Here is a 22,818-nt window from a genome sequence, read left to right as displayed (position 1 = left end):
ACGGACGCCAGAAACGCCGAAGCCCGCTTTCGCAGGCTTCGTTTCTCCGGACGCACGTATGACGTGTATCGAATATTGCGGATTATTGTGCATGCTCCGCAAAAAAGTCAAGCAACTTCGCTCGACCTCAACAATCCGATCTCGTCGAAGCGTCGTTCGATCACGGACCACGCGAGCCCTTCGACTCCCCTATCACCCGCCTTCTTGTCGCCTTCGATCCAGAGCCGGACCGCCTTGTTGTGATTGCCCACCGTGTTGCGGTGCGCGTCGCAGTCCTCGGCGATCTGCGACAGATCGCACTTCACCCCGAACAGCCGCTCGATGATCGCGCGCCGCACGCGGTAGTGCGAAAAGCCCGAGCAGTAGGCGGCAGACGCCTGCGTCAGCCACCCGATCGCCGCCTTCCATTCGAGATTCGGCGTCCGGCCGCTGCAGCACGCCGCGCCGCATGAGCACGACAGATCACGCGGCGCTGCGCGCGCGACGATCACCGACAGGTGCAGATCGGGCAGTTCCCAGAGATGCCGGCGGATCTGCCCGGCCTGCCCGGCACCGTCGAGCCCGACCAGGCCCATGCCAGTGCCGATCGACTCGCCGCGCAACCGCTTCGCCAGCATCGTCTCGCCGTACTGCTGCGACGAGTAGCAGAGCGCGAACCGCACGGCGTCGAACGCCGACTTGAATTCGACGACTTCGCTCATCGTGCACCCCGCGTCGTCATGGCCAGCGCCTGCACGCTGCCAAGCCAGCTACCGTACCCCGTGAGGTGGCTCGTGAAGTCCGGCCGGACCCGCGTGTCGACGTGCGCGTCCGGCGCGCGGCAGGTTCCGGCGATCGAGTACTCGCGGCCGCGGCGCGTGCTGCTCGAATCGAGCCGCGCGAGCGCGACGTCGGTCGCCAGCAGCTGCCGCATCGACGACAGCGGCACCTCCAGCTTCTCGGCGAGACGGGTCGCCGTGTACCGGCTGCCCGGCCTCATGGTCTTCAGCACCGCGTTGATGGTCAGCTTTCCGTTTTTCGTTTTCAAGGCCCGCTCCTATGCTCGCTGCAAATTCAATTCGATGGCTTCGATGCGCACGCCGGGCACGCGCGCGTAGCGCTTCGAGATCCAGAGGTCGACGACCTGGCCGTCGTCGGCGTACACAACCCCGTTCATGCCGTCTTTCAACGCCTTGACAACGTTGTCGGCGTAAGCCGCGCCGTTCATGCTCCGATCTGCGCGTTCGGTGACGCAAAGTCACCATGCAATTTTTTCGCTTCCGCGTCGTATGCAGCTGCGGCTTGCTCGCGTGTGTCAAACAGGCCGATAAACCGTTCCTGACCATCCACCCAGATCCGTGCCCGCCATTTCCCGTGGGCAGCTCGCGAAACGCCCTTGAAGCCGCTCGAATTGTTCTTCGCAAGACTCGTGTTCTGTGCGTTTCCGTTGGTGGTTGCTTGCCGGAGGTTCGCGTGTCGGTTATCCAATCGATTCCGGTTGACGTGGTCGACGATCAGTTGCCCCTTTCCGCCATCGAGCAGCAGCCAGCGATGGAGCGTGACGCTGTTGGCGAATCCCGGCGGCCGGCCGACAACGTACCCGCGCCGGTCGACCGTCCAGGCGATATGGCGAGTTTTCTCGACATCCGTAACGTCGATCAGCGCCCAGCCGTAGAAAACGCCGCGCTGGCCATGCAACGGAAGCTTCGCGACGACGCCGTCCGTTTCGATTTCGCGGCGGTCAAACGGCGCACCGAAGTGTCGAACCTCTGCGGCGATGCGGGCCGCTTTCGCCTCTTCGAAAGTGCGCAACCATCCGAGATAGACGCGCTTCCCATTCACGCCAATACCCGCGACGAAACCACCATCCTTGTGCGCGCTAACGCCACGGAATTTCTCTTCACTCACTCGAAATCCTCCTGCTGCCAGCCGCCACCATCTCGCTTTGCCTTCGGTTTCACGGCAAGGAACCGGAACGGGTACATATCGGCCGCGACCTTGATCTTGACGCGGGCATCGTCTTGCCAGTGCCCCTTCACCTCGTGCATCTCCATCGCGCCATCGGCCCGCATAACCGCGAAGTCGGGGGAATAGAACGTATTGTCGGCAAGCCGCAGCTTCACGCCCTCGAAGCGGTACCACGCGATCATGCCTGCGACGCGGAGCGCCTCCAGGAACGTCGCGTACTGCTGCTCGGTCTTGTTCATCGCACCGGCCTTGAGCCGGCCTAGTGCCTGAATGCGGCGCTTAGCAGACTGCTGCGCGAGAAGCGATTGCTGTTGCGTCATCGTTGACCCTCGAGGATGGCGCCGGCCGCGACGGGCCCGGCGGTGTTGCGAAATGTGCGGTTGTGCTCGTCCCACCACGGGCCGTCGCCGGCCGCTTCGAACACGCGCAGCTTGAAATCGAACGGCGGTTCGTCGGAGCCTTGCTCGAGGCCGAGCCTGCGGCCGTGCTCGACGATGCCGGTCCACGAGCGCCACCAGTCGCCAACCGTATGCGTCGACGTCCCGGACTTCGCGGTGCGCGCAGCGAGCAGATCGCCGAGGATCGTCTCGAGGAATCCGACATTCAGCGGCTGCTCGGAGCGCTCGCGCTCACGGCGCTTTCGGCCCGTGGCGATTGCCGCTCGCAGGTCGTCGACCGTCACGCCTCGCCCGGGCCAACTCACCAACCGCGTGTCATCGGCGGCGAAGCCGACGCCCGACGAGCGAAGGATTTCGACGAAAGCGGCGGCGGCGTTCAGCGCATCGTCCGCTACTGCCTGTGTTGTGCCGCCGCCGCTATGGTTTACATATTGGTTATTGGTTCTTGGTTCTTGGTTAGTTTTAGAACTGGTTATGTCTGGGGGGGCACTGGCAACCGGATCGGAACCCGATGAAAACCCACCGGGTTTTTCTTGGGTTTCCGTTTGGTTCTGTTTGGTACCCACCTCGGTAGCTGCGCGCTTTTTCGGCCGACCACCCTTTTTCCCGTTCTCCTGGGCGGTTTCGGCGCGCAAACGGTAGGCCGCGATCTCGATTTCGCATCGTTCGTGGACGTATCCGGCGTCCGTCTGCGTGAACTTGAAACGCAACAGGTTCGCCACCGCGCGCCGCTCTTCCTCGGCGCTCACGCCGACGGCGTAGCACACCGCGTCCAGGTCCAGCGGGAGAGGTTTCTCGGTGTCGTAGTAGACGTCGATCAGGTCGCGGTAGATCCATCGCTCGACACGGCTCATGTTGACCGTGCCGGACCTGAAATCGCCGATGTGATGGGGGTAATAGTTCACGGCGCCCTCCGTTCAGAGGGCACCGTGCGTGCGCACCTTACTTGCTGCGCTTCAGGCTGTCGCGTTGCATGCGCTCGAGCACGCGCTTGCTTTCCTTGCTGTCCTTCTCGGATTGCTTGATTAGGCCGTCCCAGTACGCGCGTTCCGCGCCGCTGCGGCCCGGAGCTGGCTGACGTGTGTCTTTCGTTTTCATGCCGATCCTTGCCGCCTGCCGAATAGAAGATTCGAGCGCACGCGGCATGACAGGAGAACGCCGCGCGCCGGTGCGTGCCGGCTGCCCGAAGCAAGGTTCCATAATACGACATCGAGCACTGCAGCTCGACGTTCGAAAGGGTGAGAGGATTCGGGAGTTCGTTCATCGTGCTTCCCAGAGATGCTTTTGCCCGCGCAGGTGCGCCGCGGTGTCGACGCGCGGTCGCGCGGGCATGTTCCAGTTGCCGCCGCCGCGCGCGCCGACGAGTCGCCAGCCAGCGCCGCGCAGGCCCCAATACGGCGGCGACGTGACGATCGTCTGCGCGCGCACGCCGTCGGCGATCATGGCGCGCATCAGGTCGCGGCAGTCGCCGCGGTGGGAATGGCCGAGCCAGTTCACGCCGCCTCCTGCGCAATATGCGGCAGCGGTTCGGCGGCCGACTCAATCGCAATCTGAATGCGCTCGAGCTGCTGACGGAGCCGCTTGACTTCGGAATTAGCGTTGAGCCGGCGTGCAGCTTCCTTGCAGGCACTGGCAATTTCCCATGCCCCTGCGCTCTCCCTCAGTCCAAGCGCTCGCGCGAGCTCGATGCGTGCGCCGTCGACCTGCGCAGCGTCACGCTCGGCGTGCTCTTTCGCGCGATCAAGGATCAGATGACGCTCGCGTTCAGCCTCCTCGGCAAGGTTCTCGAGCCGCTCGGTGGCCGTCTTCAGGCGACGCTCAGCATGTAACCGGTCGCGCATCGCGTCCGCAACGATGTCGCCGAGGCGCTTCCGGAGCGTTTTCTCGATCGACCATTCGCTATGCAGGCCGACCCGCACCTGTTCAAGGTTCGTGTTCGCGAGCCGCGCCATGCCGTCGATGATCAGCTTGATCCATGCGTCGCGCGGCAGGTTCTCCATGTTCTTCAGCGTCGGGCCCTTCAGCGAGCGCCAGCCGTCCGGGCCGCGCACGATCAAGCCGCAGCCAGCGGGGATGTCTTCTTTCTTCAGCAGCCCGGCCGGCGCGGCGAAGATCACGCCGGCGGCAAAGCGCAGGTACGACGTCCACTTGCCGGCTGTCACGTCACGCCGGAAGTCGGCGACGCTGATCTTGCATTCGTACGCGACCGGCTGGAAACGCGCGAACGAGCACGGCACGGTGTAGACGTCCGGCCGTGGCGAGCCGGCCGGCCCGAGTTGCATGTCGGTCCAAACGAGGCGATCGGACGCGCCGCGAAGATGCGCGGCGAGATCCTTGGCGAGGTCGTCGTGCGCCCAGTTCATACGAACTCCCACCGCACGCAAGCTTCCGCCGCGAGTGCGCTATGATGGTTTCGCCGCGGGCGTGCGCGGTCTATTTGAAGACGGGGAATCAGATGGCGATCTTGACTGTAACGGCAGCTATTGCCGGCCTGAAAAATACAATTGACCTTGCAAAGGCGGCAGTCGCCGCGCGAGATGAACTGAAGCTCGCCGAAATGCAGCAGTCGATCAACGATCGCGTGATTGACGTCCAAAACGCAGCTCTTGCGTTGCAGGAAAAGCAAGCGGCCGCGCGCGACGAAATCGATGAGCTGAAAGAGCAGCTTCGTACAGCCAATGCGAAATTGGGTGACCTCGAGCGTGCGCTCGGCGAGCGCGCCGAGTACAAACTGCATGCAGTATCCGAAAGGGGCTTCGTGTATCGATTTGTCGGCCAGGACGAGCCCGAACATTTCATCTGTCAGCCTTGCTACGACGGACCTGAACGCAGAAAGACCGTACTCAGGTTCACTCCGCGCGGCCAGTACAGCGTCGCATCCTATTCCTGCCCGACGTGCCGGAATATTGTGCGCCTGTGAGGTATACGCGGTTGTCGAATTGGCCAGCAGTTTCATGCTGCCTCCCGATACGGTTCAACCGGCGTCGCGCAGACGACCTGTTCCCAGTCGTAGACGCTGTACGGCCGCGCGCAGTCGTTCGCCGCGGCCCAGCCACGCTCCCACTGCTTCGCGAACTGCGCGAGCGCGCCGCGCAGGGGGCTCTCATGGAACGGGACGCCGGCGCGCGCCGCGCGCCAGCCTGCGCGGAACGCCGCGCGCTCGAATAGTTGGGTCAGCACGAGCCGCCCTCCTGCGTATAGTTGATCGGCGCCGCCTCGGGACGCACGCGCTCGAGCATCCAGAGCTGGTCCGGACGGAACGCGAGGTAGTCCTGCGGGGGATCTCGGAAGATGAAAAGGTGCTTTTCCTCGACGAGGCCGAGGTACGTCATGGGGCGCCCGAGCTTGCGGGCGAAGTGCTTGCCGACGTCGCGGTGGCTGAGCGTCAACGTCATGCCGCCGCCTGGCGCTGGCCGAACGCCTGTTGGACGAATTCGCCGATCGCCTGCTGGCTGAGCCGGCGGTATTCCTCGATCGCCTTGCGCTCCTGGATGGCAAGCCACTGCCGCGGGTAGTCGCAGCCGGTGAACATGCAGAAGCGGTCAAGCTTCGTAGCCGGGAACGGCCGGCGGCCGGCGATCAGGTCGCCGAAGTGCGGATAGTGAATGTCGCAGTAGAGCGCGAGCGTCTTGCGATCGAAGCGCCGCAGCCCGAGCTCGAGCGCGTGCGCGAGGCAGTCCTCGAAGCTCATCGCCTCGATCTCCCCGTCCGGCAGTGTCGCCGCCTGCACCCACGGCGCGAACATCCTGAATTCGGTCTGGTTCATACGAAAAATCAATCGTTACCCAGTTGATTACCCACTTGCTTACCCAGTTGGCGCCGGGGCGAAATAACGGCCAGGACGTGCCTGGCCGGTTGAACAAACAGGACCAGCGCGAACCGTTACAAGGGAGGTGCCTCAAGCAGCTCCGGCCATACGCGCTTGATTACCTCAACGGGAAACATCTCCGCGCGCGTGACTTGACCACCTGTCTCCTGCTCGATGGGCCGGCCAAACGGAATCGGAATGGGACGCTCGCCGCTTGCCCAGCGACTAACGTCGGATGCGTGAGCGTCGATTGCTCGGCTGAGAGCCGTGAGCCGGCCGCGCTCGGCGGAAAGGTAGGTTTTCAGGTCCATGCACGGACTTTAGCGAAACGCGAAAGGAATGTCTATAGCGTTTCGCGCATATACGGTTTTAGCGTTTTGCTATTGAATGCGAGACATGAAGGAAATTGACGAAATCCGTCGAGACAATCTCCGGATCATCGAGGCAGAGCACGGCGGCCCTGCGGCCGCCGCGGCGGTTCTTGGGATGTCCCATTCCCAGTTCTCGAACCTCCGTGACGGAGCCAAGGATTCGAAAACTGGGCGTCCGCGCGGGATGCGCACTGCTACTGCTCGCAAAATCGACGCACTTGCGGGGAAGCCAGCCGGTTGGCTCGATACTGACCACTCCCTTGTTGCGAGCGACGCGACGACCGGCGCCGAGCCGGCCGGCTGGAACAAACTCAACCAAGCTCAGCGGGCGCAGGTCGAGTCGTTTATCGGTTGGCTCATCAGCCAGTCAGCTACGCAACCTGACGCTACGCCGTCAGAGGGAAAGCGCTTCGGCAAAGGCGACTGACGACTCCGACCGGACGACTGCTCGCGGTTCAAGCGACGCGTCCGAAAAAAGCCAGTCACGCGTAAGAAGCAAGCCCTCCCCGTCATCAGCCAATCCCAATACCGGGTCGCCGACCAGCTCGCACTCCCAGCGACCGTCACCATGTGATTGGTCGACCCTCACGATCCTGCCAACCAGCGCGCGGTTCCGCGAGCGGACTACACGCGCCAGATCTCCAGGTTTGCACTTCGTCCTGCATGCCCTCGTCTCTCGATTCACATTAGCCCCGCTCGTTTGTCGCCCAACTACTGTATGGATATACAGCAGTGTAGTCCCACAATTGGGGAGCTTTCAACTCCCCACTGTCACAACTGACATCGAATCCCCGCCGCCCTCCCAGCCAGGCCGTCTCCGCGGCACGATCCTGCGGCGCAAACACGATTCGCGAAAATTTTCGCGTTTCGCTATAGACAAACATTTCGCGTTTCGCTAAAGTCTGTTCCAACGCGGCACCGATGCCGCGCCACCGCCCCAGGCGGATCGCTCTCTAACAATCGAAGGTAAGCCGGGACCGCGCAAGCGGAGCAACCGGCCGGCGCGATCAGCGTCGTGAGTCAGGACAGGCGCAGCGCGCTAGGCCGATGTACGGCTACCGCTTGCAGGCTTGAACGGACCTGACACAAGACAGCCAGCACCACGTGACCGATGGCTTTGTAATCGGCACAAACCTCGCGCGGCCCGGAGCCGGCACGGCCGGGAGTAGCCGGGCGCGCGAGTGATGCAGTCCCATGGAGCCGGAATGCGCAGGCTGATGCGCACCTGGCGTAGTTGTCAGAGTCCCGAAGCCGGAGATCAGCGCCGGCCCGGCTCCATGAGACTGTCCAGAAACAGCTCTGACCGGTGGCGGTTCTTCTTCTGAGGCGTCACCAGTGAGAGCTGCACACGCAGCATAGCAGTTCAAGACTCGAATTTGATTAGTAATCCTACTTTCAATGGAGGGCGCGATGCACAACCCTCGAACCCATCAGCACAATCTCCTCGTCCTCGCGGCACGTGTCGAGCAACGCGCCGACCAGCTGCAGGCCGCGGCCGACGATGCCGCGCTGGCGCGCGACGAGCGCAACGAAGCAATCGCCGAGCGCGTCACGTTCGACGTACTGCCGTTCTCGACCGAGCAGATCGCCGTGCTCGATGCCGCACTGCGCCGCGGACAAATCGAGGACGTGTACGAGGTCTGGAACATCTGCACGGCCGCGCTCGACGACGAGATCGCGCGGCGTATCGCGGACGCCGACGTCGCCTCCGCTTCGCCGCGTTTCGCGCACACGTACTGCTCTTCCTGCGGCGTGGAACTCGGGCCAGGCAACGCCGGCGCGAGCAGCTGCACCGATCACCGCATACACGCGCTCCGTGTCGTGTGAGCCGCCTGACCAACCTCGCCCGCTACAGGAGAACGACATGTTTATCGCCCACGAAATCAATTTTGCAGGTCGCCCGTTCTACTTCAACGGCCTGTACGAAGTCGGCGCGGGTAGCCCGTACATCTGCCACGCCAAACGCTATGAATTGCGTGAAGACGCCGAGCGCGCTGTTGCGCCCTGGAACCGGCTGGGTCGAGCGTTCAAGGTGCGCGAAGAAACTCCTGACGAAGTAGCGCAGGCATAACCACCGGAGCCAGACATGAGCGAAAAAGCCAAGGCGGCAATCACCGCAATGATGCGCAAGTTGAAAGACGATCCGCGTGTCGCGTACTACATCTGCCCGATGACGCACACGTACGACCTGCTCGTCGCGGCGCATTGCGAACTGAACGGGCTCGACGAAACGCAGTTCCGCGCCAAGTTCGAACGCACGCTGCGATTCGAAAATCCGGCCGCGCGCGACGACGCCTGACCAACCCCGCCCGCTACAGGAGAACGACGTGACCACCATCGACATCGCCACGCTCACAAAGGTCGAGCGCAGCATCATTCTCTACGCGGAATCATGCAGCGTGGACTACGGCGGCCTGCTCGAAGGCATGCGCATGAATGACGATGATCTGACCGCGCTTCGCAAGTTTCAGGACGCCGGCCTTCTGTCCTTCGGCCGCATTCCCGCAAAGCTCCTCGGACCGCTTTCCGATTTCGGCCGAAAGCCGACCTACTGGATCACGTTCACCGACGATGCGTGGCAGCTCGCGTATGCGCTGCGCCGCCAGCGAGCGGCCCGTGGATCGGCATCGCGCACGAAAGTCGACGAAGTGCTCGCCGAACGCGAAGTCGCCTGACCAACCGCGCCCGCTCTGCGGGCAATCACACCACACCGAGAGACCACATGGGACAGACCATCCACACGCAAGGGCCGTGGGAAGCATGCGAGCCCGGCGACTACCTCGACTACGACGGGAACTGCATCGTCGTGCTCGGCGAAGACATCCGCATCTGCGTGGTGCTCGGCACCAGCGACGCATCGAAGGCGAACGCGAAGCTGTGCGCTGCGTCGCCCGATCTCGTGACGGCACTGCGCCTCGTCGCCTCAAAGACTGTGCTCACGTCGGGGATCCGCGCAATCGTCGACGCCGCACTCGCAAAGGCCGGTCACAGCGCGCCGGAGCCCGTGCGGCACATCACCGTCGCGGGGGTGGATCGATGAGCGCGCGGAAGCAAACGCAAGGCACCTTCGACGGCGACGAACGCGTGCTGATCGAAGATGCTCAGGCCGATCGCGACGAATTCGACGCCGACTACCGCGATCGCGGTTGCTCGTGTTTCATCAGCCCGCCGTGCAGCTTCTGCACCCATCCGGGTAATCCACGCAACCAGGACGAAGACGAGTCCTGCTGGAAGGAGGCCTGATATGTCATCCCTCAAGTCCCCCGCCCAATGTGGCGATCTCGCCGAAAAGCTGATCGCCGATTACGTGCGCAACTGCGGCGCATACGGCAACCCTCAGGCACTCGCAAACGTGATCGAGATGTTGATCAGCAAGGCGGCACTCGGCATCGCAATGGTCGGCAGCGAGACGATCGCTCAGCAGATCCTCGACCGGACGAAGCACAACGTCGCGACGTACGCCGAGCGAAACCTGCGAAGGGGTCATTAATGCGTGCCCTCTCCCTCCACCGGTCGGCAGCCGACAACGCACTGCTGCGCGCCGCCGCGCGCGGCCCGCGCATGCGCTACGTGATCGAGGGCGCCGTCTGGGCTGCGGCCTACGGCGCCGCGGTCGGCGCGCTCTGGTTCGGCGCGCACCTCGCCGGGCCTTATCTCCGGAGCCTCGGATGAGCGACTTCTACGTCATCGCAGTCTGCCACACGATCCGCGACCACCACTACATCACGCTTTGGCGCCCGGATGACTGCGGCTACACGCCCGTGCTGCCGCGCGCCGGCATGTACGAGCGGCAGCGGATTGAATCGCACCTCGACTACTACAACACCGGCGACCACATCGCGGTACCGGTGAGCGCGGTCGACCAACTGGCGACGTCGATCCCGGCCGGGTTCTTCGACCACGCGGGAGACGGCGTACCGAACACGAAGGCAAGTTGGGACGCGATCCGCGCCGCGGTGACGTATCCGACCGAATGGCCGATCAAGCCCGAATGGCACGGCAAACGACGCAGGAGAACGCGATGACGCCCTTCGACTATCTCGGCGCGCTGCTCGACCGGATTCACGAATGGAATCCCATAGCCGGGTACCTTGCGGCGCTCGCGATCGCTGCAGTCTGCACGCTCGTGTTGGCGCGGTTGAACGCCGACGGCTCGGCTGTCACCCCAATCGTCGCGAGGTCGGCATGAGCCGCTTCACTGATCACGCCGACCGCTTCGAGCGCCGGCACCCGCGCGCCGCACGCGCGCTCGTCGTCGCGATCCTCGTTGCGGTCGCGCTACTCGCTGTCGCCGTCGACAGCATCGTCAAGCGCCACGGAATTCTGTAGGTCCGCCCGCCCATGCCGCCCTGCATCCAGCGAGGGCGCAGCCACTGCCGTACATATCGAATCCCGGCGCTGCCGCGCCACGCGCTCGCGCGCCGCCAGCGCGCATCCCCGTCGTCGTCCCAGGAGCACCTCGAGATGAAAACCATCGACACACAACCCGTCGAGTCGTCGCAGATCCACAGCATCGGCTACGACGCCGAAACCGAAACGCTCGCGGTCCGTTTCAAGGGCCGCACCGGTGAGCCGACGTCGCTGTACCACTACTCGAAATTCACGCAGGCGAACTTCGACGCGTTGAAGACGGCTGACTCGATCGGATCGCACCTCTACAAGCACATCAAGCCGTTCCCCGAGCGCTTCCCGTACGAGTGCATCGAGAAGATGCCGGCGGCCGAGCAGCCTGGGGCCGTAGGTGCCGCATGACCGACTCCGTCTATGCGGTGCGCGCCTCGAGCTGGGGCGCGCTTTTCGAGTGCGCCTATCGGTGGGAGGGGATCCACCTCCTGAAGATGCGCAACGTCGTCGGCCTGCGCGCCGCGCTGGGCACCGCCATCCACGCCGGCACGGCCGCCTACGACCAGAGCGTGCTCGACGGCTCCGGCCTGACGGTCGATGACGCGGCCGGCGCGTTCATCGACAAGCTGCACGACCCGTCGAACGAGTACAACCCGGCGAGCGACGATCTCAGCCTGAAGGAAGCCGAGCGAATCGGCATCTCGCTCACAACGAAGTACTGCCTCGAGATTACGCCGCGCTACGACTTCGTCGCGGTCGAGATGGAGACGAAGCCACTCGACATCGAGTGTGGCGGCGGGATCGTCATCCGGCTGACGGGAACGCTGGACCGCGCGCGCGTGCGGCGCACGGCGCTGGGCCCTGGAATCGCGGACCTGAAAAGCGGTTCGAAAGCGGTCGCCAATGGCGTCGCTGTCACGAAAGGCCACGGCCCGCAGATCGGCACCTACGAGATGCTCTATGAGCACACGACCGGCGAACTGATCGCCGACACCGCCGAGATCATCGGCCTGAAAACGAAGGGCACGCCGGAAGTCGCGACCGCGCCGATCGCGAACGCGAAGCGCGTGATGGTCGGCACCGAGGAAACGCCCGGACTGATCCAGTTTGCGGCCGACATGTTCCGCTCAGGTCGCTTCTACCCCAATCCGAAATCGCTGTTGTGCGACAAGAAGTACTGCCCGCGCTACGGCACCTGTCAATTCCACGAATAACGAGAGTTCATCGACATGAGCACCCCCGTTCAAATGAAAGACGTCAAGAGCGCCGGCGGCGTCCCTTCCCTGACACCCGACCAGGCAGTCGACATGTTCACCGAGCGAGGCTTTTCGCTCGCGAACCGTATCGCAAAGGCATATGCAAGCAGCGATGCCGTTCCCGCGCAGTTCCGCTCGCACAACCTGAAGAAGGCCGGAATCGAAGAGCACTGGGTCGAAAACCCGTCTGCAATCGGCAACTGTCTCGTCGCAATCGAGGTTGCGCGCGCCGTTCGCATGTCGATCACTGCCGTGATGCAGAACGCCGACATGATCGAGGGCAAGCTGCGCTGGTCCGGCAAGTTCGTGATCGCGGCGATCAATGCGTCGGGGCGCTTCACGCCGCTGCGCTTTCAGATGATCAACCGTGGTCGGATCACGGCCAAATACAAGGAAAAAACTGGCTGGAATAAGGAAGCCAGGAAACCGATTTTCGAGGACCGTCAGGTAGAAGTCGACGACATCGAGTGCATTGCATGGGCGCTTCCGAAGGGGACTCCCGAGCCTCGCTTGTCGCCCGACGACCTCCGCAAGTATCCCGGTCGAATGCTCGACTTGTACCGTGACATCGGCATGCCCGTCATCGAGTCGGCGCCCGTCACGATGCAGATGGTCGTCGAGGAAGGCTGGTTCGGGAAATCCGGGTCGAAGTGGCAGACCGGCCTGCGCGCGCTGATGTTCCAGTACCGCGCCGGCAGCTTCTTCGGCAACATCCACGCCCCCGACATCGTCATGGGTATGGGCCGCTCTTCGGAAGAAGAAGCTGACGTCGTCGACGTGTCGCCGGACGGTTCCTATACGGTCTACAGCACCACCATCGACGAGCTGCGCGGCGGCCGCGCTCAACCGGCAGAGGAAGTCCCGCGCGGTGCATCGCAGGCGCAAACGGGGCCCGCGACGGAATCGCACGCGCACGGCGCAACGCCGGCGGCCACGCAAGCAGATCCGGTCAACGACCAGGACAGCCCACAGGAGGATGGTGGTCACGGCCAAGGCGGTTTCGACTTCGACGTCGCCGGCCTCGTGCGCGGCATCCGCGAAGACATCGAGTCGGCGAAGACCCCCGAAGACCTCGACCTCGCCCGCAGCGCGATCAGCGGCGTACCGGATGAAACCGCCAAGGCCGAACTGAACGCCCTCGCCTCGGCGCGTATGCGCGCCATCACCGCCGCGGCTGAACAATCGGCCGCCGGCAAGGCGACTGCCCAAACGACCGCGCCGGCCGGCCGCCGGACGCGCGGCCCGATCAGCGCCGACTAACCCAACCAATTCGCCGCCTAGGATTTCGACATGACCGACAAGAACGTCCTCCATATGACCGCCGAGACGATCGGCAAAGACCTGCTGTCCGCGCTCGTTACCGAGATCAAGCTGTTGCCGGACCTCTGGGTCAAGCTGTCCCAGAACAAGCAGAACGACGTCATCGACAGGCTGCGTGCGCGCGTCGAGCACAACGTCAAGATGGCGACGCACCTGATCGCGAGCGACGGCCGTGTCGTTGTCCAAGGCGATCTCGTGCAGATCACGATCAAGGACGGCGTCAAAGCGGCGGTGGAATTCAGCAGCGCCGCACCGAATCTCCATGATCTGTATGACGCACAAGGCAAAGCCGTCCTGCTCGTCGTCGCGAACGCTGCCGCGCACACCGGCGGCATGGATGAGATCCGCGGCGAATCGGATCAGCGCGGTCTCGATCTCGGTCGCGAGTACACGGACAACGACGGCGACGGGATGGAGGGCGACAAACCCGATAGCGACGTCGTCGACGCCGAGTTCCGCGAAGTGCCGAAGCTCAGCGACGGCCCGACGCAGGCGCAGCTCGACGAACAGTGGCAGGCTGGCCGGCAGGCGGCCGCCGAAGGAAAACCCGAAAGCGAATGCCCGGTGATGGTCGGCGAGCTGTGCATTGCATGGGTGAAGGGCTGGAAGGAATGGCACGAGGAACAGGCCGCCGCCAGTGACGGGGACCCGCTGTATCCCCAGGTCGAGGCGTTCGTGATCGAGCAGCAGAAGGTCACGATTTCAAGCGTGCAGCGCCAGTTCAAGATCGGCTACAACCGCGCCGCGCGGCTGGTCGAGCTGCTCGAAGCCAAGGGCATCGTCAGCGCGATGGATTCGGACGGCGGCCGCACAGTGCTGCGGCCACGCGGACCGCAAGGAGAGGCAGCGTGAAAATCACCGATATCTACGTGGCGAACGTGCTCGGCATCCGCACAGCGGATATCCGGCTCGCGAAACCGGTCACCCTCTTCACCGGCCCGAACGGTGCCGGCAAGAGCAGCCTGCAGGAAGCCGTGCGAATGGCTCTCACCGGCGACACCGTGCGCGTCGCGCTGAAGAAGGAATACGGCTCGCTCGTCACCGAGGGGGCCGACGGCGGCCAGATCGTTGTCGCGTGCGGCGAGCAGGCGAACAGCGTCATGCTGCCGTCCGGGAAGCTCAAGCGCGAGCTCGCCGAGGATCCGCGCTTGCCGCTGGTGCTCGACGCGCAGCGGTTCGCACACCTCGGCGCGGCCGAGCGCCGGACTTTCCTGTACGACCTGATGGGCGTGAAGATCGGCGTCGACGAAATGCGCGCCCGGCTGCTGGACAAGCTCGGGTTCCGTGGCGATGCGGTGCCAGCCCCCGCCGCCGCGCGGCTCGCAGCCATCACACCGATGTTGCGCGCCGGCTTTGAAGCGGCGCAGAAGGAAGCGGCCGACCGCGCGCGCGGCGCGAAGCAGTCGTGGCGCAACGCAACCGGCGAGACGTACGGCAGCCAGAAGGCAGCTACTTGGCGCCCGGCGCCGGTCGAGTTCGACGAGGCGGCATTGCGGAAGCTCACGGGCGACCGCGCTGCGCTCGACGACCGGATCGGCGAACTGCAGCAGCAGATCGGCGCAGCCGACGCGGCGGACACCGCGGCACGCGCGCGTGCATCGAAAATCGCCGACCTGCGCACGCGCGCCGCCGGTTACGCGAAAGCGGCCGAGCTCGCACAGCTCGCCGACGAGCAGGTCGCCGAATTCCTGCCCAAGGTCGAAGCGCTTCGTGTGCGCGCCGGCGCGGCGCCGGCCGGCACCGAATGCGCATGCCCGGAATGCGGGGCGCTGCTGCGCTACCTGAACGGCGTGCTGTCGGCCGCGGCCGCCGCCGGCGCACGCGACGATGAGGCAGCCGCGAAGCTCCCCGAGTACGAGCAGGGTTTGAAGACGCTGCAAAACGCCGCTGCGAACCGCAAGCGCGACCTCGAGGCGGCAGATGCCGCCGCGACGCAGTTGCGTGCGCTCGAAGACGATGCAGAGAACAGCGGCGCGGCCGCCGCGCGCGAAAGCGGCGACGCCGCGCGGTCGGAGCTGGCCGACCTGCAGCGCCGCCGGAAGCAGCTGGACACCGACATCACAACGCTTCGCGAGATCGAGCGCCGCGCCGCCGGCGCCGCTGATCTGGCCAAGCAAGCCGCCGCGCTTCACGACGACGTCGCCGCGTACGAAGCGATCGCCGACGCGCTCGCACTGAACGGCATTCCTGCCGATCTACTGCGTGAAGCGCTGACGCCGTTGAATGAGCAATTGACGGCGCTGGCGGAAATGTCCGAATGGGCCGACGTTACGATCACGCCGGAGATGGAGATCCTCGCCGGTGGCCGCGTGTACGCCCTGCTGTCGGAGTCGGAATGCTGGCGCGTCGACGCGCACATCGCCGCGGCGATCAGCCACTTCTCCGGCCTGAAGCTGCTCGTGCTCGATCGCGCCGATGTCCTGGTCGGGCCCGAGCGCGATCGCCTACTGTACTGGCTCGACGATCTCGCCTACGCAGGTCAGATCGATACGGCGCTCGTGTTCATGAGCCTCAAGACGCCGCCGGGTGGCCTGCCGGATGCCATCGAGACATTCTGGGTCGAGGGCGGCCACGTCGCGCCGATCGGCGCGCCGCGCACGCATCGGGAGGCAGCATGATCGAGCAGATCGAACGGCACCTCGCCGTGGTGGAGGACGCAACCGCGAAAGCGATCTCTGCCGCGCTCGGCTTGCCCCAGGTCGAGGTATCGAAAACGCTGCACAAGATGGTCGGTGCCGGCACCATCGAGCGCGAGAAGCGTGCCGGCGGCGGCAACGAGTACGTGTACTGGCTCGCGGGCGCATCGCAACCGGCGCATACGTCAGTTGCCAATGTCCCGACAGCGATTGGTCTCGGCGGTGAGCCGGCATATCCGAATGCTGCCTCCGCGATGGACCGCACGACATCACCGCAGCTTCCGCCTGCTCAGGGCGTGATCGATGCCGCTCACGACCTGCTGATGACCAGCGCGCCCAATGAGGTTCTTCAGCGGCTCAGGACCCTTCATCGCGAGCTGGTCGCATACGAGTCGAGCGGCAATCCGGCCTATATCGAGCCTGGCTCGCATGCGATCACGTCGCTCGACATGACTCTCCAACTGCTGTCGGACACGCGAATCGCGCGCGACGAGTTTGCCGCCGAGAACGCGTCGTTGAAAGAAGTGAACACGCGCCTCAAGACGAACAACGCGCAGCTCGAGCAGCGCATCGACTCGCTCAGCGGTGATGTCCGCCCGATCGGGTCGGTTTTCGTCACCGTCGGTCGGTCATCGAAGCCCATGCGGCACGCCACCATCGAGAAAGCGCAAAAGCGTGGCCGCGCGCTCGTGCGCAGCGAGAAGGAATCCGAGGTTCTCGTGCTCGAACCGGTCGGCCGGATCGTGCGCGGAACGGAGTGGCGACCTCGATAGCAGCACCGCCGCGCGCCTTCCGTGCCCCGGATTGCGCGGCGCATTCGAGCGGCTCGCACAGCGCCCATTTTTTCGAACTGACCATGCACACGACGAAAACTCCGTGGAATCCGTCGCGCCGCGCCACCGCGCGGGTGAAGAATCCGTTGCCGGCCCCGACCGCGTGCCCCTTCGACGGCGGCACGGTCGAGATCGTGAACAACTCCGAGATATACGGCCGCGAGTACGGCGAATGGCCGTGGGCGTTCCTCTGCCGCACGTGCCGCGCGTACGTCGGGCTGCATCCGTTCACCGGCATTCCGCTCGGCACGCTGGCCGATGCGCCGACCCGCGAGGCACGGAAGCGCGCGAAGGCAGCATTCAACCCGATCTGGCAGTCCGGCTCGATGACGCGCACCGACGCGTACGTCTGGCTGGCCCAGCAGCTCGGCATCGAGAACCACGAGGAATGTCATATCGGATGGTTCGACATCGAAACTTGCGACCGCGTGGTCGCCGTAATCCGCGAGAAAAATCACCAATGACCGATACCCAAGATTCGCTCTGGCGCGCGCTCGCGCGTCTTGAGCACGCCGAGCTGCTGGAAGACGACCGCAACCTGCTGCGGCCCGCGTTCGCCGCGTTGCACGGCAGTCACGCGATGCGCATCTCCGACACGATCGTCGCGCGCATCCGTCATCTGGACGCGACGCTGCCGAAGACGACGGAGGCCTGACATGCTGCTCGACAAGATTGGCGGCGCTGACACCGCGTTCCGCGTTCAGATCGAAGGCATCTACTGGGGCGGCAAGATCGGCTGCGAGCCGCATCTGAAATACGGATACGGATGCGACACGGTACCGAACGGCTGGACTGAGATCACGTGGGAAGTGTTCGCGAAGTCGAAGTTCTTCTGGTACACGCCAATCGCGACCGGCTGGCTGCGCACGACAATCGGCGATGCGCGGCTGTTCTTCATGCATGACCGCGTCAGCTTCGCGATGATCGGCGACCGCCGCGTCGGCACGGTGCAGGTATTCCGGTTTGGTTGCGAACACGACATGAAGAGCGAAACCGTTGGCAACTGCCTGCACCGCTACACGTGCACGAAGTGCGGCTTCAGCGAAGTCGTCGATTCGTCGGACTGACGCCAATCAAGCCAAGGAAGTGCATACCGCGACGCCCGATCGCGCCGCAGTGATCTAGATCGCGCCTTCACACCTCAACGGCGGGCGCTCGGGTGACGGGTGGGCGCCGTCACAACGTGCACTTTGGCCTGCAGCCGCCGCACAGCGCTTTCATGCTACCCCGCTGCCATATGCGAGCCGAGCACCCGCCATTGAGGTTGATCGGAAGCGCCACTATCAGGTCATTTATAAGAGCACTCCCCCAGATATAATTCTGCGCATAGAAAATTAGTGATCCGACAAGTTGCGTGTCTCGACCGCATTGCAGTGTTGCATTTCACGATCTGCCACGAAATTCAGATTGAAGGCGGCAAGCGCAAGCCTGCCGCACAATAAAGAACCAATCGCTCATCCCTTGCGGATCACCGATTCATTTTTTAATTGCATTGGCACGATCGCACTATAATACGGCCAAATATAAGGACCACCTGCACCTTGATTCAAATCCTGATGGATTGCGGTATAACCTTCAATCGCAGGCGGAGAAGAACTATCAATCACAAGCAGCATGATTGCGGTGATAGGCTTTTTGCTCGCCTCTCCGTTCTTCCATGTCATGTAGATGTATTTCCCGCCCGCACCCGCATTCAGATCTTGCGGGCTCCAATTCCAACCCGACGGTGGATTGGATTGAGCTTGGTCATACGCAACGAAATTCAGTGACGTGACCGGGTTGCTATCACCGCATTGATAACCAAGATAAATATATTGACCGCCCACGCCGGTGTTTGTGTCAACAGAAATGAAATCCCAAGGCGGCTGGTACTGTGGCCCCGGAGTGCTTCCTGCTTGAGTCGTGAGGGCATTAATCGGACTTGTCATTTTTCAACCCCTCTCTATGTCTAAGAGACAAATCCAGTATATAAAAAACCTCCGAATACGCAATCAGAAATTTTTCCATACCCCTCACCTGATCGAGATTTATTTCGCCTTCTTCAATTATCTTTTAATTTGATTATGATTTTAATCATCCCCATTTATAAGCACGCGCCACCTTACAATGACTTTCAAGTGCTTTTGCCCCTCATGTTCTCGTAGTCGATTGCGAATTCGTCATCAAACATATACATCGTTGCAGTGATATGCATCTTCATCGTCAAGTGATCTCCCTTTAGCTCAAAGCGCATCTTCACGCGCGTAGGTGAATCGCTATGCATAGCGTGCCCGGCCGCTATCAAAATGCCAATCACCTGAATCGAATGGGACGGCTTCGAAGAGGGCTCGCGTTCGCGTTGTCACCTCCGGATCGTCGACTTCGAAACCGCCAGCCGCAACGGCGAACCGTTCTCGCGCCTCAATGAGGTGCTCGGCATCCTCCCGAATCCGGTCATGCGCACCTGCACTGCGAATCTGAAGGTAAAGGCCGGTCGAGCGTTCATGCAGTCACGGGGATACGGCGAATGGCAAAACGTGATGGGCATTCGTGCAGACGAACCACGGCGCGTCACTCGTCTTACATCACCTGGACGAGACAACAGCGGCGGGGAGTCGAATCTTCCACTCGCACGCGCCAACGTCCGCGAGGCTGACGTTCTCGCCTTCTGGCGTGCTCAGCCGTTCGACCTCGCGCTCGATCCGGAAGGCGACTTCGGGAACTGCGACGGACGCTTCCTGAAAGCGCGGCACAAGATCGTGCGCGCGTTCGTTACACGGCCCGAGCTGGCCACCTGGTGGATCAACGAAGAATCACGCCCGTCAGGCGCCACATTTCGAAACGACCGCCCACGCTATTCCGAACTGCTGCGCGGGCCGAGTTCTACGCGAAGCAAATCCCGCTTGCATTTCCCGAGCACGAAGAGGACGACGCCCTCATTGACTGCATGTGCGGCGACTGAACCACAGAGCACACCACCATGCCCCATTCCAATAGCCGCGCTGATGCGTCCTACAGCGACGCCGAGAAGGCTGAGGACATGGCTCCGGCGACGGCTAAGTACATCAACCCCCACTCGCCGCGCGCACATGTGGTCCTCGGATAGCGCGGCGACTTTAGGGCGGCCAGCACGAGCGCCCGTTTTTTCGGAGTTCATGGGGCAGGAATGCGCAGGCTGATGCGCAGCGAGTGGAAACAACTGAGCGGATAGACATCCTAGGCCGGAGTCCCGGCTGCTATGAAAACATGCGCGCCGCCCTGAGCCGGAGAAAGATCAGCACCGGCCCTGCCCCATGAGCTTCGAGACAACGAAGATGACGAACGAAATTCACTTGCCATTGAGGCTTTATCTGTAGAGGAAGCGATGACCGTACCGACCGCAGTGTTCCTGTTTGACAAGACGGGGAATATGGCGCGGCCTTGGGCCGAGGCCGGATACCGCTGTATCTGTTTCGACATCCAGCACGTCGGCCGCACCGTTCGCGACGGGATCATCTTCCAGCAATGGGATGCCCTGATCGGGCCGCCATCTCTGCCGCCCGACTCGCTCGTCGTGTTCGGCTTCGCGTTTCCGCCGTGCACGCATCTGGCTGTAAGCGGTGCGCGCTGGTTTCAAGGCAAGGGCCTGCGCGCGCTGTCGCAGTCGATCGAGATGTTCGCTGCTGCTGCTGAGTTCCTAGAATCGCTTGGCTGCCCCTACGGCATCGAAAACCCGGTGAGCGTGATCTCGACGCACTGGCGCAAGCCGGACTACACGTTCCATCCGTACGAGTTCACGGGCTTCGAGCTAACGGACAACTACACGAAGAAGACTTGCATCTGGGCCGGAGGCGGATTCGAGATGCCGACGCCGAACTGCGCTGAAGGACTCGGCGCGCCCGACAACCGGATTCATGCTGCCCCCCCCATCCGATGACCGCGGCGACATTCGCTCGGGGACGCCAATGGGATTTTCGCGCGCAGTTTTCGCGGCGAATGCGAAGCAACTGACCATCTGAGGACACCACCATGAACGACCAACAACAGAGCCGCGCTGATGCGCTGACGGATCGAATCGATTCTGCGATGGATCTTGCACATCGATGGGCAACCGCCACCTATTACAAGGGACTTTCGAAGCCATACGAGAATTTTGACAAGATTCGCAGACAACTGCGTTCGACGCTTCGCGAACTCGCCGCATCCTCTATCGACCAGCCCACATCGCTCACGGCGCAGGCTGGACAGCCTACAGATTGGCGCGGAGATTTCGAGCGTCAGGCGAACGCGGCGGGTTTTGACCTATCCCGCGAGGAATTTGGAGGAGAGTATTGCCATCCCGATTCAGCGGACGCATTCCGTTGGTATTACACCGGTCGTCTCGACGAAGCGTGTTCGGGCACCCCATCTTCGCAGCTCGCAGCAGCGCCGATCGGTTATTGCGAACGCGCTGGCGGTTGCGTGTGCGGCGGCGATCTGCCGCGAGTGCGTGAGGGTTGTTCGGAGTGGGTGAAGGTCGAATCACAAGCCGCCCGCGCCACCTCTGCCAATAAGACAGGTGCGGAAGGGACGAAGACCGAAGCCGAGATCCGCAAGACCATGACGTCTGAACAGATCCAGCTTGAACGCAAGCTGACGTGCGAGGCGATCGACGGTGCCATCGCATTCGGCTACCAGAACACGAATCCACCGCCGGCCGACGATCACTGGCTCGCGCCATACTGGCATGTTGGCCGCAAGCAAGCAGAGCTTGAATCACGCGCACACACGCCAGCAAAGGGATCAATAAAAACCCCGGAATGGGCATTTGCGCGCTCTGGAGAATTTCGAGACGAGTCAGACGCCGAAAAAATGGCACTTCGCGACTATGGCCTAACAGGCGGCGATTCCGGCAGATTCGATTTCAGTGCTGGCTTTACTCGCGGCGCTCAGTACGGGCGAGCAGAGATGCGTGTAGCGCAGAATGCGCTAGCTGACATTGACGCCGTGCCTCGCTCCCCCTCTACGGCGGCAGAATCGCCGGCCGACCATATTTCCCAAGCGGGAAAAATGGTGAGCGCGGAAGGGACAGCCGACGAGCGGGCGGCGTTCGAACGGTATGTGATCCTTTCTACGGATCAATCAATCGAGCGAGATTCGCGAGGCGAATACGTAAGCCAACTCACGCGCGAGTGGTGGCGAGTCTGGCAAGCCCGCGCGGCAGCATCGCCCGCTGCGGAATGGCCGACGCACGACGAGGCGATAGGCATTTATCGGCGGATTCGGGCGCAGGCGCACAGAAATCCAATCGGCTATATCGAGGCGGATGAACTCGAAAAGCTCGGCTCGCCAGAATTCGCGGACGTTCCGGAGAACCACGTGCGGCTGTGGCATCCCGCCAACCCGCCATCGCGCGCCCTGATCCCCGTCTACTGCGCTCCCCAGCAGACAGGTGAGCCGTTTGGCTGGATCAGTAGGCATGACTTCGAGATCGGCGATGGCGTCGCACTGGTTGGCGCAAATACCAAGGCAGATGATGTGCCTCTCTACACCGCCCCGCAACCCGCGCAGGCCGACGCACCAGCGGCGTGCCTGACTGAACAGTCGATCGTCGACGCCGTGAAGAAGTGGTTTCCAGATCGAGCATATCAAGCGCGATTTTTCGCCCGCGCCCTTCTCAATGGAGCCGAAAAATGAAAATCACCAAAGGACAAATCATCGCCTTCACCGAAGGAGTGTATTCAGACTATTGTCTGCGCGATCACATGCGCGCCTTGGATGAGTTCGAAACCGATGACAAGTTTGCAGAATTCAAACTCACGCCCGAATTCAAGGCTTCTAGCTTTCGGGAACGAGAGGACTTGTTTATGGCATGGCTAGTGAAGACTGGCGCTGTCGAGCCGTTAGATGACGAGGTGACGGAGTGGCACATCACTTCGCATAGAGGATTTTATTCGGAATAGGAGCC

Annotated in this window: 37 protein-coding genes and 2 pseudogenes; 25 read left to right on the top strand and 14 right to left on the bottom strand. The window is 62.9% G+C overall.

Features of this window, described 5'->3' with window-relative positions; all coding sequences use genetic code 11:
• Positions 1 to 107: 107 nt before the first annotated feature.
• The 9 genes and pseudogenes from WS92_RS17725 to WS92_RS17690 form a co-directional block, all read right to left on the bottom strand.
• Positions 108 to 701: a hypothetical protein gene (locus WS92_RS17725; protein ID WP_059929474.1), complete on the bottom strand. Its 594-nt coding sequence runs from the start codon at positions 699 to 701 to the stop codon at positions 108 to 110.
• A complete protein-coding gene (locus WS92_RS17720; RefSeq protein WP_006027859.1) occupies positions 698 to 1,027 on the bottom strand; it encodes a hypothetical protein in 330 nt (109 codons plus the stop codon). The genes WS92_RS17725 and WS92_RS17720 overlap by 4 nt, the downstream gene beginning before the upstream one ends.
• 9 nt (positions 1,028 to 1,036) lie before the next feature.
• Positions 1,037 to 1,189, bottom strand: a pseudogene (locus WS92_RS17715) (RusA family crossover junction endodeoxyribonuclease); the annotation flags it as partial.
• 14 nt (positions 1,190 to 1,203) lie between these two features.
• Positions 1,204 to 1,887: an HNH endonuclease gene (locus WS92_RS36155; RefSeq protein ID WP_197420749.1), complete on the bottom strand. Its 684-nt coding sequence runs from the start codon at positions 1,885 to 1,887 to the stop codon at positions 1,204 to 1,206.
• Positions 1,884 to 2,267, bottom strand: a complete 384-nt coding sequence (locus WS92_RS17705) for a hypothetical protein (RefSeq protein WP_059929478.1) — start codon at positions 2,265 to 2,267, stop codon at positions 1,884 to 1,886. Before WS92_RS17705 ends, WS92_RS36155 begins: the two co-directional genes overlap by 4 nt.
• Positions 2,264 to 3,250 (bottom strand): YdaU family protein, encoded by a 987-nt coding sequence (locus WS92_RS32560; RefSeq protein ID WP_082743520.1) that lies wholly within the window; start codon positions 3,248 to 3,250, stop codon positions 2,264 to 2,266. Before WS92_RS32560 ends, WS92_RS17705 begins: the two co-directional genes overlap by 4 nt.
• 37 nt (positions 3,251 to 3,287) lie before the next feature.
• Positions 3,288 to 3,545, bottom strand: coding sequence for a hypothetical protein (locus WS92_RS34905; protein WP_141668051.1), 258 nt, complete (start codon positions 3,543 to 3,545; stop codon positions 3,288 to 3,290).
• Positions 3,546 to 3,725: 180 nt separating this feature from the next.
• Positions 3,726 to 3,842: pseudogene (locus WS92_RS37205) on the bottom strand (site-specific DNA-methyltransferase); the annotation flags it as partial.
• Positions 3,839 to 4,708 (bottom strand): V-type ATP synthase subunit E family protein, encoded by an 870-nt coding sequence (locus WS92_RS17690; protein WP_059929481.1) that lies wholly within the window; start codon positions 4,706 to 4,708, stop codon positions 3,839 to 3,841. The pseudogene WS92_RS37205 and the gene WS92_RS17690, both read right to left, overlap by 4 nt.
• Positions 4,709 to 4,800: 92 nt before the next feature.
• Between WS92_RS17690 and WS92_RS17685 the strand changes: the two genes are divergently transcribed.
• On the top strand, positions 4,801 to 5,265 hold the full coding sequence (locus tag WS92_RS17685; protein ID WP_059929484.1) for a coiled-coil domain-containing protein: 465 nt from the start codon (positions 4,801 to 4,803) through the stop codon (positions 5,263 to 5,265).
• Between the two features lie 32 nt (positions 5,266 to 5,297).
• On the opposite strand, the gene WS92_RS17680 is transcribed toward WS92_RS17685, so the two are convergent.
• The 4 genes from WS92_RS17680 to WS92_RS17665 all read right to left on the bottom strand — a co-directional run bounded on the left by WS92_RS17680 (position 5,298) and on the right by WS92_RS17665 (position 6,464).
• Positions 5,298 to 5,525, bottom strand: a complete 228-nt coding sequence (locus WS92_RS17680; RefSeq protein WP_059929486.1) for a hypothetical protein — start codon at positions 5,523 to 5,525, stop codon at positions 5,298 to 5,300.
• Positions 5,519 to 5,740: a hypothetical protein gene (locus WS92_RS17675; protein ID WP_171845227.1), complete on the bottom strand. Its 222-nt coding sequence runs from the start codon at positions 5,738 to 5,740 to the stop codon at positions 5,519 to 5,521. The genes WS92_RS17680 and WS92_RS17675 overlap by 7 nt, the downstream gene beginning before the upstream one ends.
• Complete coding sequence (locus WS92_RS17670; protein ID WP_009927929.1) at positions 5,737 to 6,111, bottom strand: hypothetical protein; 375 nt, start codon at positions 6,109 to 6,111, stop codon at positions 5,737 to 5,739. Before WS92_RS17670 ends, WS92_RS17675 begins: the two co-directional genes overlap by 4 nt.
• 116 nt (positions 6,112 to 6,227) lie before the next feature.
• Entirely contained in the window at positions 6,228 to 6,464 is a 237-nt protein-coding gene (locus WS92_RS17665; RefSeq protein WP_059929488.1) for a transcriptional regulator, read from the bottom strand.
• Between the two features lie 85 nt (positions 6,465 to 6,549).
• On the opposite strand from WS92_RS17665, the gene WS92_RS17660 reads away from it, so the two are divergent.
• The 21 genes from WS92_RS17660 (at position 6,550) to WS92_RS17570 (ending at position 17,980) form a co-directional block, all read left to right on the top strand.
• Positions 6,550 to 6,951, top strand: a complete 402-nt coding sequence (locus WS92_RS17660) for a hypothetical protein (RefSeq protein ID WP_059929618.1) — start codon at positions 6,550 to 6,552, stop codon at positions 6,949 to 6,951.
• Positions 6,952 to 7,934: 983 nt separating this feature from the next.
• Positions 7,935 to 8,351, top strand: coding sequence for a hypothetical protein (locus WS92_RS17655; protein WP_059929620.1), 417 nt, complete (start codon positions 7,935 to 7,937; stop codon positions 8,349 to 8,351).
• A gap of 37 nt (positions 8,352 to 8,388) precedes the next feature.
• Complete coding sequence (locus WS92_RS32550) at positions 8,389 to 8,595, top strand: hypothetical protein (RefSeq protein ID WP_082743522.1); 207 nt, start codon at positions 8,389 to 8,391, stop codon at positions 8,593 to 8,595.
• Positions 8,596 to 8,610: 15 nt separating this feature from the next.
• Positions 8,611 to 8,823, top strand: a complete 213-nt coding sequence (locus WS92_RS17650; RefSeq protein WP_059929490.1) for a hypothetical protein — start codon at positions 8,611 to 8,613, stop codon at positions 8,821 to 8,823.
• Positions 8,824 to 8,851: 28 nt separating this feature from the next.
• The gene (locus WS92_RS17645; RefSeq protein WP_059929492.1) at positions 8,852 to 9,199 is read left to right on the top strand and encodes a hypothetical protein; all 348 of its coding nucleotides are present in this window, start codon (positions 8,852 to 8,854) and stop codon (positions 9,197 to 9,199) included.
• Between the two features lie 47 nt (positions 9,200 to 9,246).
• Positions 9,247 to 9,564 (top strand): hypothetical protein, encoded by a 318-nt coding sequence (locus tag WS92_RS17640; protein ID WP_006027877.1) that lies wholly within the window; start codon positions 9,247 to 9,249, stop codon positions 9,562 to 9,564.
• Positions 9,561 to 9,767 carry a hypothetical protein gene (locus WS92_RS17635; protein WP_006027878.1) on the top strand — a complete coding sequence of 69 codons (207 nt, stop codon included), beginning with the start codon at positions 9,561 to 9,563 and terminating at the stop codon, positions 9,765 to 9,767. The genes WS92_RS17640 and WS92_RS17635 overlap by 4 nt, the downstream gene beginning before the upstream one ends.
• A 1-nt stretch (position 9,768) precedes the next feature.
• Positions 9,769 to 10,014: a hypothetical protein gene (locus WS92_RS17630; protein ID WP_059929494.1), complete on the top strand. Its 246-nt coding sequence runs from the start codon at positions 9,769 to 9,771 to the stop codon at positions 10,012 to 10,014.
• The gene (locus tag WS92_RS17625; protein WP_059929496.1) at positions 10,014 to 10,196 is read left to right on the top strand and encodes a hypothetical protein; all 183 of its coding nucleotides are present in this window, start codon (positions 10,014 to 10,016) and stop codon (positions 10,194 to 10,196) included. Before WS92_RS17630 ends, WS92_RS17625 begins: the two co-directional genes overlap by 1 nt.
• A complete protein-coding gene (locus tag WS92_RS17620; RefSeq protein WP_059929498.1) occupies positions 10,193 to 10,549 on the top strand; it encodes a hypothetical protein in 357 nt (118 codons plus the stop codon). The genes WS92_RS17625 and WS92_RS17620 overlap by 4 nt, the downstream gene beginning before the upstream one ends.
• A complete protein-coding gene (locus tag WS92_RS17615) occupies positions 10,546 to 10,713 on the top strand; it encodes a hypothetical protein (protein ID WP_231755878.1) in 168 nt (55 codons plus the stop codon). The genes WS92_RS17620 and WS92_RS17615 overlap by 4 nt, the downstream gene beginning before the upstream one ends.
• Positions 10,710 to 10,853, top strand: coding sequence for a hypothetical protein (locus WS92_RS35875; RefSeq protein WP_171845226.1), 144 nt, complete (start codon positions 10,710 to 10,712; stop codon positions 10,851 to 10,853). The genes WS92_RS17615 and WS92_RS35875 overlap by 4 nt, the downstream gene beginning before the upstream one ends.
• 135 nt (positions 10,854 to 10,988) lie before the next feature.
• Entirely contained in the window at positions 10,989 to 11,276 is a 288-nt protein-coding gene (locus WS92_RS17610) for a KTSC domain-containing protein (protein WP_059929500.1), read from the top strand.
• Entirely contained in the window at positions 11,273 to 12,082 is an 810-nt protein-coding gene (locus WS92_RS17605; protein WP_059929502.1) for a RecB family exonuclease, read from the top strand. The genes WS92_RS17610 and WS92_RS17605 overlap by 4 nt, the downstream gene beginning before the upstream one ends.
• A 15-nt stretch (positions 12,083 to 12,097) precedes the next feature.
• Positions 12,098 to 13,384 (top strand): hypothetical protein, encoded by a 1,287-nt coding sequence (locus WS92_RS17600; RefSeq protein WP_059929504.1) that lies wholly within the window; start codon positions 12,098 to 12,100, stop codon positions 13,382 to 13,384.
• Between the two features lie 30 nt (positions 13,385 to 13,414).
• Positions 13,415 to 14,296 carry a DNA translocase FtsK gene (locus WS92_RS17595; RefSeq protein WP_059929506.1) on the top strand — a complete coding sequence of 294 codons (882 nt, stop codon included), beginning with the start codon at positions 13,415 to 13,417 and terminating at the stop codon, positions 14,294 to 14,296.
• Positions 14,293 to 16,062, top strand: a complete 1,770-nt coding sequence (locus WS92_RS17590) for an AAA family ATPase (protein ID WP_059929508.1) — start codon at positions 14,293 to 14,295, stop codon at positions 16,060 to 16,062. The genes WS92_RS17595 and WS92_RS17590 overlap by 4 nt, the downstream gene beginning before the upstream one ends.
• Positions 16,059 to 16,853: a hypothetical protein gene (locus WS92_RS17585; protein ID WP_059929509.1), complete on the top strand. Its 795-nt coding sequence runs from the start codon at positions 16,059 to 16,061 to the stop codon at positions 16,851 to 16,853. The genes WS92_RS17590 and WS92_RS17585 overlap by 4 nt, the downstream gene beginning before the upstream one ends.
• A complete protein-coding gene (locus WS92_RS17580; RefSeq protein WP_242425360.1) occupies positions 16,838 to 17,377 on the top strand; it encodes a zinc-finger-containing protein in 540 nt (179 codons plus the stop codon). Before WS92_RS17585 ends, WS92_RS17580 begins: the two co-directional genes overlap by 16 nt.
• Positions 17,374 to 17,568: a hypothetical protein gene (locus WS92_RS17575; protein WP_059929513.1), complete on the top strand. Its 195-nt coding sequence runs from the start codon at positions 17,374 to 17,376 to the stop codon at positions 17,566 to 17,568. Before WS92_RS17580 ends, WS92_RS17575 begins: the two co-directional genes overlap by 4 nt.
• Before the next feature lies 1 nt (position 17,569).
• Positions 17,570 to 17,980, top strand: a complete 411-nt coding sequence (locus WS92_RS17570) for a hypothetical protein (protein ID WP_059929515.1) — start codon at positions 17,570 to 17,572, stop codon at positions 17,978 to 17,980.
• Between the two features lie 387 nt (positions 17,981 to 18,367).
• Here the strand turns inward: WS92_RS17570 and WS92_RS34900 are convergent, their stop codons facing one another.
• Complete coding sequence (locus WS92_RS34900; protein WP_141668050.1) at positions 18,368 to 18,841, bottom strand: hypothetical protein; 474 nt, start codon at positions 18,839 to 18,841, stop codon at positions 18,368 to 18,370.
• 1,415 nt (positions 18,842 to 20,256) lie between these two features.
• On the opposite strand from WS92_RS34900, the gene WS92_RS17560 reads away from it, so the two are divergent.
• The 3 genes from WS92_RS17560 to WS92_RS17550 all read left to right on the top strand — a co-directional run bounded on the left by WS92_RS17560 (position 20,257) and on the right by WS92_RS17550 (position 22,813).
• A complete protein-coding gene (locus WS92_RS17560; RefSeq protein WP_059929519.1) occupies positions 20,257 to 20,808 on the top strand; it encodes a hypothetical protein in 552 nt (183 codons plus the stop codon).
• A 92-nt stretch (positions 20,809 to 20,900) separates the two neighbouring features.
• Complete coding sequence (locus WS92_RS36655; RefSeq protein ID WP_231755879.1) at positions 20,901 to 22,547, top strand: hypothetical protein; 1,647 nt, start codon at positions 20,901 to 20,903, stop codon at positions 22,545 to 22,547.
• On the top strand, positions 22,544 to 22,813 hold the full coding sequence (locus tag WS92_RS17550; RefSeq protein ID WP_059929523.1) for a hypothetical protein: 270 nt from the start codon (positions 22,544 to 22,546) through the stop codon (positions 22,811 to 22,813). The genes WS92_RS36655 and WS92_RS17550 overlap by 4 nt, the downstream gene beginning before the upstream one ends.
• Positions 22,814 to 22,818: the final 5 nt, after the last annotated feature.

It is taken from the genome of Burkholderia sp. MSMB1588, assembly GCF_001546925.1.
Lineage (GTDB): Bacteria > Pseudomonadota > Gammaproteobacteria > Burkholderiales > Burkholderiaceae > Burkholderia > Burkholderia humptydooensis.
This window is presented reverse-complemented; position numbering and strand designations above follow the sequence as displayed.